This window comes from Streptomyces sp. NPDC047022, assembly GCF_040644155.1.
Taxonomy (GTDB): Bacteria; Actinomycetota; Actinomycetes; order Streptomycetales; family Streptomycetaceae; genus Streptomyces.
Genome location: NZ_JBEYVV010000014.1, coordinates 147478 through 158079, shown reverse-complemented (window position 1 = coordinate 158079; position 10602 = coordinate 147478). Strand labels below are relative to the sequence as shown.

Below are 10602 nucleotides of genomic sequence, written 5' to 3'. Positions count from 1 at the left end.
CGCTTGAACAGTTCCCACAACTCATCTGGCACGAGACGCTCAACGATCCCCACGACGCCAGACTATCGAACACGCCAAATGAGACGACGTCTAAGGTCCCTCCACATCCTTCCGGCTGGACACCGCAGCCCGCGCGATCACCGACAACGTCAGCTCTCGCTCCTTGTCGATGACGAGCCAGCCCTTATCTAGGAGGGACTGGAGGAGAGGGCGGACCTCATCGCCCAGCTCCTCCGCCAGGTCATCATCCGTGGGGGAGAGGCCAGACTGGAGGAGGCAGGCCACATGGAAGACCAAGGCCTCCTCTTCCGCGGTGATGTTGAAGTCCATGCACTGAAGCTAGGCGAGTGTCTTGGTTGCGGCACGGCCTAGCCCGCCAGGGCCGCGTGCTCCGCGGTGAGGCGGCCGTCGCACTGCAGCACGGCCACCAATCGCCGGTCGGTGAGGCTCAGTACGGAATCCGCCGATGCGCGCGCCATGAAGGCAAGTTTCGCCCATTAGGCCGCGCTGCGGAGCCAGTCCCGGGGACCGCGCCCCAAAGATGGATGTCGTCCGCTTCCCCCTGTCCCGGCCCTGCGCCGACGGACCCGAACCACGGAAGGAGCATTCGATGATCCTCGATCCACGCGTCTGGTTGCCCGGCCTGGTCGGCTGAGCGCCCGCACCATGCGGGCTTCCACCCGCGACCCGGAGAAGGGGCCTGCGGCCCGACGCGACGATGCCTTGCACCGGGCCGCAACCCGACCTTTCGAGCACGTCCTCTAACTCGAATTCTTAATCCGCCTTCGAAGGTGAACCCTGGAGGGAATCATGAGAATCCGTTACGCCCTTGCGGCTGCGGCCGCTCTGGTCTTGGTTGGTACGGGTGCAGCGACCGCGCAGCCAATGCAGCCGTACACCAGCTCAACCGGCTGCACGTCAAGCAACTACTTCCATCAGTACACGCGATACCACGGAACAATCTGCTACACCAATACTGGGAACGACAACCTCTCCACCTCGGGATTCTGGACGACTAAGATGACCGCCGGCAGCAATACCGGCCGCGTCGATTTCTACACGACGGAGGGCGTCCGAAGCTCGTGGTCCTTCTACCCCGGTGGGGTCTTGAACCTAGCGGACATCCCGTCAATCCCTGACGGGGTGGTATCGGTCGTAAATCTGTACATCCAGTCCAACTGAGCTTGTTCTGCAACCTCTGCCCCTGGCGCTCCTCTTGATGATTCTGTACGTGTTGCACACCGGGATCCGGTGGCAGCTGCCTCAAGAGGTCGGCGGCGGCTCCGGCATGACGTGCTGGCACAGGGATGCGGGATTGGAACGAAGCCGGCGTCTGGCAATGTTTGCATGCGGTCCTGCCGGCCGGGCTCAACGCCGCCTCCCGGCTGGACCGGTGCCGCCGTGTGGTCGACTCCTCCCACGTCAGGCCCCTAGCTCCGCAACATCGCGATGGCCTCCGCGGCACTCGACACGATGAGGTCGGGCTCGCGAGGGCCATCGGCCCATTCACGGCTGCCAGCCACCCAGGCGGTCCGCAGTCCAGCCGCCTGTGCCCCCGCTATGTCCGTCGCGGGGTTGTCCCCCACCAGCCACCCTCCGGCGCTCAGCGGGACGCCACAGGCCGCGGCTGCGGCATCAAAGAGGGCGCGCTCTGGCTTCCGTGCTCCGACACCTTCCGAGATGGTGACTCCGTCGAAGAGCCCGGTGAGCCCGGTCACGTCAAGCTTGGCGCGCTGGATATCGACCGCCCCATTTGTCGCAATTCCCAGTGTCCATCCCTCGCGGCGGAGCTCTTGGAGACCTTCCAGGACCCCGGGAAAGCAGCGCACAGACCGAGCCACTCCGTCGACGTACTCACGCCACAGGTCCTCAGCGCTGTCCGCGAGCCGTAGGACGTCTCGCAGGTAATCGAAGTCTTCGGGGTACGCCCGGTCTCGCAGCCTGGCAGTCACGAGCGCCGCGGCCTGATCCGGCAGTCCACGGGAGCGAGCGAAGGCACCCGCCCATGCGTCCAAGCCGCCCTGTCGGTCAATCAGGGTGTTGTCGAGGTCGAATAGTGCCAGCACACGACGGACGCTACCCGCCCCACCCGTTCTCCTGATCGTTGTCCAGTTCGCTGACGGACGCCACTGTCCGCTGTCGTACGCACGCCCCCTCTGACCTGCCGCGCGAACGTTCATGGACGGCCCCGTACGGCCACGCGGACAGTTGGAAAGCGTGTTGGAGCGATCCTTCACGAGCGCGTCCGGATCACGTCCTGAACAGCGCCGACAATCCTGGAGGCCGGGTTCCCTACCGCCGATCCCCCTGTCACCGTGGAGCATGACGAACGACTTAGAGCGTCCGCCAGTAGGTGAGCTGTGGAGGATCCGCCGCACGCCGAGCGCGGCCAGAGCGTTCGCCGGGGAGGAGACCGGGCACCCACTCTGCCGCCCCAGGGCACACCGTCGGACAGGCGGGTCTGTCCGGGTGGCGCGTCCGGGGCATGCGGTGTGGCGGACGGGTGGTGTGGTGGAATGCGGGTTTCGATGCCTGCCGGAAGCCAGTCAGTCTCATCATCACGGGCCGCACCCAGGGTGCGCCGCCCCCGCACCGGAGGCAGACCCCTTGAATCCGCGCAGAACTCCGCTGAGCGTCATTGCCGCCCTGCTCCTCGCCGCAGCGGCCACGCCCGCCGCCGCCGTCGGCCGCGGCGGCCACGACGGCCACGCCACAAACGTGCCCTGCGACACGACCGCGCTGATCACCGCGATCGAGAACGCCAACACCGCCGGCGGCGGCACCCTGTCCCTGGCCCGCAATTGCCACTACACCCTGACCAGCGCCTACAACAGCACCGACAACGGCCTTCCGGCGATCACCCAGCGCATCACCGTCAAGGGCAACGGCGCCACCATCGAGCGCACCGGAGGCGGCGACTTCCGGATCCTCGAAGTGGACGGCCCCACCGGAAACTTCAGCGCCTACGACCTCACCATCACCGGCGGTCAGTTCACCTCGAGCAGTCTGTACGGGGCCGGCGTGTACGTACAGCCCGGCGCGACCCTGTCCCTGACCGACTCCGCCGTCTCCGACAACACCAACGCCGGCGACGGAGGGGGCATCGGCAACTTTGGCTACACGGCCCTCGCCCACACCACCGTCACCGGCAACACGGCGTCGGACGGGGGAGGTATCTACAGCGTCGGCAAGGTCGTCGTCACCGACAGATCCCAGCTGAACAACAACACCGTCAGTTCCAATGGCGGGGCGCTGTACACCCAGGGCGGCACCGCGTACATCGAGCGCAGCACCCTCGACAGCAACACCGCCGGCAGCGGCGGCGCACTCTTCGACGAATTCGGCACCATCGAGCTGGACGACAGCGCCGTGACCAACAACACCGCCAGTTCCAGCGGCGGCGGCCTGTACAACGTCGACAACGTGATCCTGCGCAGCACCCGGTTCGAGAACAACACCTCCAGCGGTGATGCTGGCGCCATCTACAACGGCTCGGCACTGAAGGCGTACGACCTTTGGGTCAAGAACAACACCGCCAGCGGTAATGGCGGCGGCATCAACACTACCGAAGCGCTGGATCTGCAGGGCGGTGTGATCACCGGGAACCAGGCCACCGGCTCCGGCGCACTCGGCGGCGGGATCTACAACAGCTTTGTGCTGAACATCCGGGACACCCAGATCACCGGGAACCAGGCCACCAGCAATGGCGGCGGCCTCTACACCGTCGACAACACGGACATGAGCCGCACCACGGTCAGCAACAACACCGTGACGGACACCTCAGGTCAGGGCGCCGGAATCTGGAACGACGAGACCCTCACCCTCAACGACTCCAAGATCACCGACAACCACGCCACCGGCACCTCCTCACTGGGCGGCGGGATCTACAACACCGGCAGCGACACCGCGGGCAACCTCCAGTTCCTGAACACCAAGGTCACCGGCAACAGCGCCAGCGACGCCGGCGGCGTATGGACCGACACCCAGTTCCGCGTCTTCCAGCACTCCACCATCGCCAACAACACACCCAGCAACTGCACCGGCAGCGGCATCTCCCCGGTCAACTACTGCACCAACTGACCGGCACCACCCATCAGCCCACCCAGAACAAGGCCCCGGGCGCCGCCCACACCGGTGAGGCCCGGGGCACATCGGTGGCCCGCTGCCGGGTGCGGGCCGCCGCACCCAGCAGCACCCTCCTCGCACCACGAAGAACCCGCCCTCAACGCGACTCGACTGCCGCCGACCATCCGATGCCGTCGAGGATGTCGTGTTCGCTGACCACGACCTCAGCGGCTCCGGTCCGTTCCATGATGGCGAGCAGAACGAGGGCGCCCGCACCGATCACGTCCAGCTCCCTTGACCGCTTCTCGCCGGGGAGGGCGTCGTCCAGGTCAGCCGCCCTAGCTCCGTCTCAGTTTCCGTCTCGTTCGTAGCCGCACGTGGTCGTTCAGGGTCGTTCGCTCGGCTCCGTCAGGCGTGTCGTCCGCACGGGACTGGACGCCTCTGAACGACCCCGGATCATGCCCTGACCAGCCCGGACAAACCTGCAAAGCGGGTTACGCAGCGCCAGAGTCGCCCGGTATGCGCCCTCGGCGGGCTGCCCCGGCCGTGACGGGACCCGGCCCACTCGCAGGGCACGACGAGGGCACAACGGCTTCGCGCGGGCTCAACGGCAACCAACGCCAGCAAACGCCATTTTGCCTGGTCAGCGACTTAGCTTGACAGTTTCCGCAGAATATGCATGGAGAGGCGGCACCCCCGCACAGGGTGCCGCCTCCTCCGGTGTGCCGGGAGCGCGGCCGAGTCGATGAGGGTCAGGATGACCGGCCGCGGTCCCGGGAGGCCCCTGCACGGGGCCTCTCTTTCTGGTCTGCCTTACCGGTGGTCGCTGCCCTGCGACTGCGATGCCGCCCGGCCCGCCTCCAGACGGGCCACCGGGATCCGGAACGGCGAGCAGGAGACGTAATCCAGGCCCACCTCATGGAAGAAGTGCACCGACTCGGGGTCACCGCCGTGCTCGCCGCAGACGCCGAGCTTGAGGTCGGGGCGGGTGGCGCGGCCGGCCTGGGCGGCGGCCTTCACCAGGGAGCCGACGCCGTCCTTGTCGATCGTCTCGAACGGGCTGACGCCGAAGATGCCCTTCTCCAGGTAGGCCGTGAAGAACGAGGCCTCCACGTCGTCCCGGCTGAAGCCCCACACCGTCTGGGTCAGGTCGTTCGTGCCGAAGGAGAAGAACTCGGCGGCCTCCGCGATCTGGCTCGCGGTCAGCGCAGCGCGCGGCAGCTCGATCATCGTGCCGATCGCCAGCTTCAGGTGCGTGCCGGTGGCGGCCTCGACCTCGGCGATGACCCGGTCGGCCTCCTCGCGCACGATCTCCAGCTCCTGCACCGTGCCCACGAGCGGGATCATGATCTCGGCGCGCGGGTCGCCCTTGGCCGACTTGCGCTCGGCGGCGGCCTCGGCGATGGCCCGTACCTGCATCGTGAACAGGCCCGGGATGACCAGGCCGAGGCGCACGCCGCGCAGGCCCAGCATCGGGTTCTGCTCGTGCAGACGGTGCACGGCCTGGAGCAGGCGCAGCTCGTTCTCGTGCGGCTCCTGGCGCGACTCCGCGAGCGCGACGCGCACCGACAGCTCGGTGATGTCGGGCAGGAACTCGTGCAGCGGCGGGTCCAGGAGGCGGACCGTCACCGGAAGCCCGTCCATCGCCTCGAACAGCTCGACGAAGTCCTTCTTCTGCAGCGGGAGCAGTTCCTTCAGGGACTCCTCGCGCTCGGCCTCCGTGTCGGCCAGGATCAGCCGCTCGACCAGCTCGCGCCGGTCACCGAGGAACATGTGCTCCGTACGGCACAGGCCGATGCCCTGCGCTCCGAAGCGCCGTGCCCGCAGCGCGTCCTCGGCGTTGTCCGCGTTGGCGCGCACGCGCAGGCGCCGCTTGCGGTCGGCGAACGCCATGATCCGGTGCACCGCCTCGACCAGCTCGTCGGCGTCGTCGGCGCCCGCGTGCATCCGGCCCTCGAAGTACTCCACGACCGGGGAGGGGACCACCGGGACCTCACCGAGGTACACCTTGCCGCTCGACCCGTCGATCGAGATGACGTCGCCCTCCTCGACGACGTGGCCGCCGGGCACGGTCATCCGCCGGCGCTTGGTGTCGACCTCGAGCTCCTCCGCGCCGCACACACACGTCTTGCCCATGCCCCGGGCGACGACGGCCGCGTGGGAGGTCTTGCCGCCGCGCGAGGTCAGGATGCCCTCCGCCGCGATCATGCCGTCCAGGTCGTCGGGGTTGGTCTCGCGGCGCACCAGGATGACCTTCTCGCCCGAGCGCGACCACTTCACGGCGGTGTACGAGTCGAAGACCGCCTTGCCGACCGCCGCGCCCGGCGACGCCGCGATGCCCCGGCCGACCTGCTCGACCTTCGCCTTGTCGTCGAAGCGCGGGAACATCAGCTGAGCGAGCTGCGCGCCCGTGACCCGCTGGAGCGCCTCGGCCTCGTCGATCAGGCCCTGGTCCACCAGCTGCGTGGCGATACGGAAGGCCGCGCCCGCCGTGCGCTTGCCGACACGGGTCTGGAGCATCCAGAGCTGGCCGCGCTCGATGGTGAACTCGATGTCGCAGAGATCCTTGTAGTGGTTCTCCAGCGTCTCCATGATCTGCATCAGCTGGTCGTACGACTTCTTGTCGATCTGCTCCAGCTCGGCGAGCGGGACCGTGTTGCGGATGCCCGCGACGACGTCCTCGCCCTGCGCGTTCTGGAGGTAGTCGCCGTACACGCCCTGGTGGCCGGACGCGGGGTCACGGGTGAACGCCACACCGGTGCCGGAGTCGGGGCCCAGGTTGCCGAAGACCATGGAGCAGACGTTCACGGCGGTGCCCAGGTCGTGCGGGATGCGCTCCTGGCGGCGGTAGAGCTTGGCCCGGTCGCCGTTCCAGGAGTCGAAGACCGCCTTGATGGCGAGGTCCATCTGCTCGCGCGGGTCCTGCGGGAAGTCGCGCCCCGCCTCGGTCTTGACGATCTTCTTGAACTTGGTGACCAGCTTCTTGAGGTCGGCGGCCTCGAGCTCGGTGTCGACCGTGACCTTCTTGGCGGCCTTGGCCGCGTCCAGCGCGTCCTCGAAGAGCTCGCCCTCGACACCGAGGACGGTCTTGCCGAACATCTGGATGAGGCGGCGGTACGAGTCCCACGCGAAGCGGTCGTCGCCGGCCTGCTTCGCCAGGCCCTGCACGGACTTGTCGGAGAGACCGATGTTCAGGACGGTGTCCATCATGCCCGGCATCGAGAACTTCGCACCGGAACGGACCGAGACCAGAAGCGGGTTGTCGGCCTGGCCGAGCTTCTTGCCCATCCGCTTCTCCAGCGCGTCGAGGTGCGCACTCACCTCGTCACGCAGCGCAGCGGGCTCCTCACCGCTGTCGAGGTAGACCTTGCACGCCTCGGTGGTGATGGTGAAGCCGGGAGGGACGGGAAGGCCCAGGTTGGTCATCTCGGCGAGGTTGGCACCCTTGCCGCCGAGGAGGTCCTTGAGGTCCTTGTTCCCCTCGGTGAAGTCATAAACGAACTTCACGCCCTCGACGCCGTTCTCAGCGTTCTCAGCTACGTGGGGATCTTTGTTTTCCGACACGGTCTCGACTCCTCGAGGACGCGATGGCTGCCCTGACGTCGAGGAACATACCCAGATCGAAGGCGCCTGGGTACGTCTACTTGTGCGTCATGCGCATGTAACCACTCGTCCGCCACTGGATTGAAAGTCAAAGCACAGCAAGACATCGCGGGATGATGTTTTCACTTCTTGAACGCATAACCCCCCAGGAGGCCAGGATCGCGCTCATGTGAGCGGCCTTAGGCACGTCTGTTTTCGATCGATGAACGATCAAAGGGTGGCACTCAGTGCCAACCTTTGAGAAGTGCAGCCACCCAAGATCCGCTCATCTGAGCGCACCCCTTATCAAGGGTGGCGAGAATCACGCCTCGCGAGCCGTCCGGTTTTCATGATCCGGACCCCGATCCGACCGCTTCGGATCCTCGCGTGTCCCCCACGGGCATCGACACGTTCGACAAGAGCGACGAGACAGACAAGGCCGACGAGGCCAACGAGGTCGACAACACCGACAAAGTCGATAAAGTCGGCAAAGGAGGGGGCGCAGGGATGACTGATCGGCATCATCTGCTCGTGTACGGCGGGACGTTCGCCGCCGTGGGCGACGGCGGAGACATCAGCGGGGTGCGGGGCGGCGGCTTTCCGGCGGGCTTGTTCGTACGCGACGCGAGGCATCTGAGCCGGTGGCAGCTCACGGTCGACGGCGCGGTGCCCGAGACGCTGACGCCGGTGACCGACGGGGGCACGGCGCGCTGCGTCCTCGTACCGCGCGGCGGCCGTGCGGAGCCGCCCGCACACACTCTCTTCCGCGAACAGGCGGTCACCGAGGGTGCGTTCGTGGAGTCTTTGCGCATCACCAGCAACCGCCCGGTGCCGACGGCAGTCCGGGTCGCGGTCACGGCGGACGCCGACTTCACAGACCAGTTCGAACTTCGCTCCGACCACCGTACGTACGCCAAGACCGGCGCCGTGCGCTCCCGTGAGGTCCTGGACGACGGCGTGGAGTTCGGCTACCGGCGCGGCGAGTGGCGGTCCGCCACGACCGTGACCGCCGAGCCCCCGCCCGACGGTGTGGAGGAGACGGGCACGGGCGCCCGCCGCCTGGTCTGGACGCTGGACCTGGAGCCGCACGGGTCGGCGGAACTGGCGCTGCGCGTCACCGCCCGCCCGCACGGCACGGCCCCGCACACCCCACCGGTCCCCGCCTCCCCCTCCGCCGCAACCGAACGGCTGCTGGCCCTGGAGGAGGCGTTCCTGGAAGGCGTCGCCTATTCCACCGCCTGGCCCGAGCTGGCCACGGCCTGTGCGCGCGGCCTGTCCGACCTCGCCGTGCTCCAGATCCCGGCGACGGGTCCCGACGGCGAGGAACTGCTCGTTCCGGCAGCCGGTGCCCCCTGGTACCTCGCTCTCCTCGGCCGCGACGCGCTCCTCACCTCCCTCTTCGCACTGCCCTACCGCCCCCGGCTGGCCGCGGCCACGCTGCCCGCGCTCGCCGCGACCCAGGCGACCGAGGCGGGCACGCGTTCGGTGGCGCAGCCGGGGAAGATCGTGCACGAGGTGCGGCACGGGGAGCTGGCCCACTTCGGCCAGGTCCCGTACGGGCGCTACTACGGTTCTGTCGACGCGACGCCCCTCTTCCTGGTGCTGCTCGGGGCCTATGTCGAGCAGACCGGTGATGTGGCCATGGCCCGGCGCCTGGAGCCCCACGCGCGTGCCGCCATCGGCTGGATGCTGGACCACGGCGGGCTCACCTCGCGCGGCTATCTCGTCTACCGCGCCGACCAGGGCGGCCTGGCCAACCAGAACTGGAAGGACTCCCCCGGCGCGATCTGCGGCGCCGACGGGAGCCGGCCCACCGGACCGGTGATGGCGGCGGGCGCCCAGGGGTACGCGTACGACGCGCTGCGCCGCACCGCTCAACTGGCGCGGACGGTATGGGCCGACAAGGTGTACGCGGCTCTGCTCGAACAGACGGCCGATGACCTGCGCGCCCGCTTCCAGCGGGACTTCTGGATGGAGGACCATTCCTTCCCGGCCCTGGCGCTGGACGGCGAGGGCCGCCGACTGGACGCGCTGGCCTCGGACGCGGGCCATCTGCTGTGGTCGGGCCTGCTGGAGAAGGAGTACGGGGAACGGGTCGGCCGACGTCTGCTGGAGCCCGACTTCTTCTCCGGCTGGGGCGTACGCACACTGGCCGCGGGCCAGGCGGCGTACCACCCGATGTCGTACCACCGCGGCTCGGTCTGGCCGCACGACAACGCGCTGATCACCCTGGGGCTCACACGCTACGGGCTGCACGAGGAGGCGCGTACGGTCGCGCACGCGCTGGTCGACGCGGCGCGGGCCACGGGCCATCGGCTGCCGGAGGTGCTCGCCGGATACGGCCGCGACAGCCATCCGGAGCCGGTGCCGTATCCGCACGCCTGCGTCCGCGAGTCCCGCTCGGCGGCGGCCCCGCTCGCCCTGCTGACCGCGGTCGGCGGCGCCTGAGCCGGGTTGACCTGGGATTTGCCGGGTGTTTGCCGGGCTCTGGTGATACGAGGTGAACGGGCGCGGCCGTTCACCCGTACGGGATGACGGCGGACCCTCAGCCTCCCCGGCGTGGCCCGCCCCTACGCCACGGGCTTCGCACGGAAGGACCCTCGGGTTGCCCCTCAACACACGCTCACCGCACGAGAAGGACACGGCTGAGGCGACCACGGACAGGGTCCGGCCCCCGGAGGAGGAACGTCCGCAGCGGGAGGAGAACCGTCCGGAACAGGACGAACGTTCGGAACAGGACCAGCGTCCTGGACAGGACGAGAAGCCGGACTCGGCGCCCGCAGACGACGGCCCCGACTCCGGCTCCAACTCCAACTCAGACTCCGGATCCGACTCCGATTCCGGATCCGACTCAGTCACCCCCGAGGCGGAGGATGCCCCCGTCATCTCCGAGACGGAGAGGACGGACAGCCCAGGAGCCGAAGACGGCCCCGAGGAGCCTCCCGCCACCACCCC

5 protein-coding genes and 2 pseudogenes are annotated in these 10602 nt (G+C 68.2%); 3 read left to right on the top strand and 4 right to left on the bottom strand.

Annotated features, from left to right (window positions below):
- Positions 1-90: 90 nt before the first annotated feature.
- Complete coding sequence (locus tag ABZ845_RS17555) at positions 91-330, bottom strand: hypothetical protein (protein ID WP_360979887.1); 240 nt, start codon at positions 328-330, stop codon at positions 91-93.
- A gap of 892 nt (positions 331-1222) precedes the next feature.
- Between ABZ845_RS17555 and ABZ845_RS17550 the strand changes: the two are divergent.
- Positions 1223-1337, top strand: a pseudogene (locus ABZ845_RS17550) (transposase); the annotation flags it as partial.
- A 93-nt stretch (positions 1338-1430) separates the two neighbouring features.
- Here ABZ845_RS17550 and ABZ845_RS17545 read toward each other — a convergent pair.
- Positions 1431-2066, bottom strand: coding sequence for an HAD family hydrolase (locus ABZ845_RS17545; protein WP_360979884.1), 636 nt, complete (start codon positions 2064-2066; stop codon positions 1431-1433).
- Between the two features lie 541 nt (positions 2067-2607).
- Between ABZ845_RS17545 and ABZ845_RS17540 the strand changes: the two genes are divergently transcribed.
- Positions 2608-4080: a hypothetical protein gene (locus tag ABZ845_RS17540; protein WP_360979881.1), complete on the top strand. Its 1473-nt coding sequence runs from the start codon at positions 2608-2610 to the stop codon at positions 4078-4080.
- A 142-nt stretch (positions 4081-4222) separates the two neighbouring features.
- Here the strand turns inward: ABZ845_RS17540 and ABZ845_RS17535 are convergent.
- Positions 4223-4354 (bottom strand): annotated as a pseudogene (locus ABZ845_RS17535) (exopolyphosphatase); the annotation flags it as partial.
- Positions 4355-4878: 524 nt separating this feature from the next.
- Positions 4879-7629 carry a pyruvate, phosphate dikinase gene (ppdK, locus tag ABZ845_RS17530; protein WP_360979878.1) on the bottom strand — a complete coding sequence of 917 codons (2751 nt, stop codon included), beginning with the start codon at positions 7627-7629 and terminating at the stop codon, positions 4879-4881.
- Between the two features lie 525 nt (positions 7630-8154).
- On the opposite strand from ppdK, the gene ABZ845_RS17525 reads away from it, so the two are divergent.
- Positions 8155-10095, top strand: a complete 1941-nt coding sequence (locus ABZ845_RS17525; protein WP_360979902.1) for a glycogen debranching N-terminal domain-containing protein — start codon at positions 8155-8157, stop codon at positions 10093-10095.
- Positions 10096-10602: the final 507 nt, after the last annotated feature.

Excerpts from the sequence above, each read along its gene's own strand:
- ABZ845_RS17555 (WP_360979887.1), bottom strand. The coding sequence starts at position 330 with ATGGACTTCAACATCACCGCGGAAGAGGAGGCCTTGGTCTTCCATGTG.
- ABZ845_RS17525 (WP_360979902.1), top strand. The coding sequence starts at position 8,155 with ATGACTGATCGGCATCATCTGCTCGTGTACGGCGGGACGTTCGCCGCC.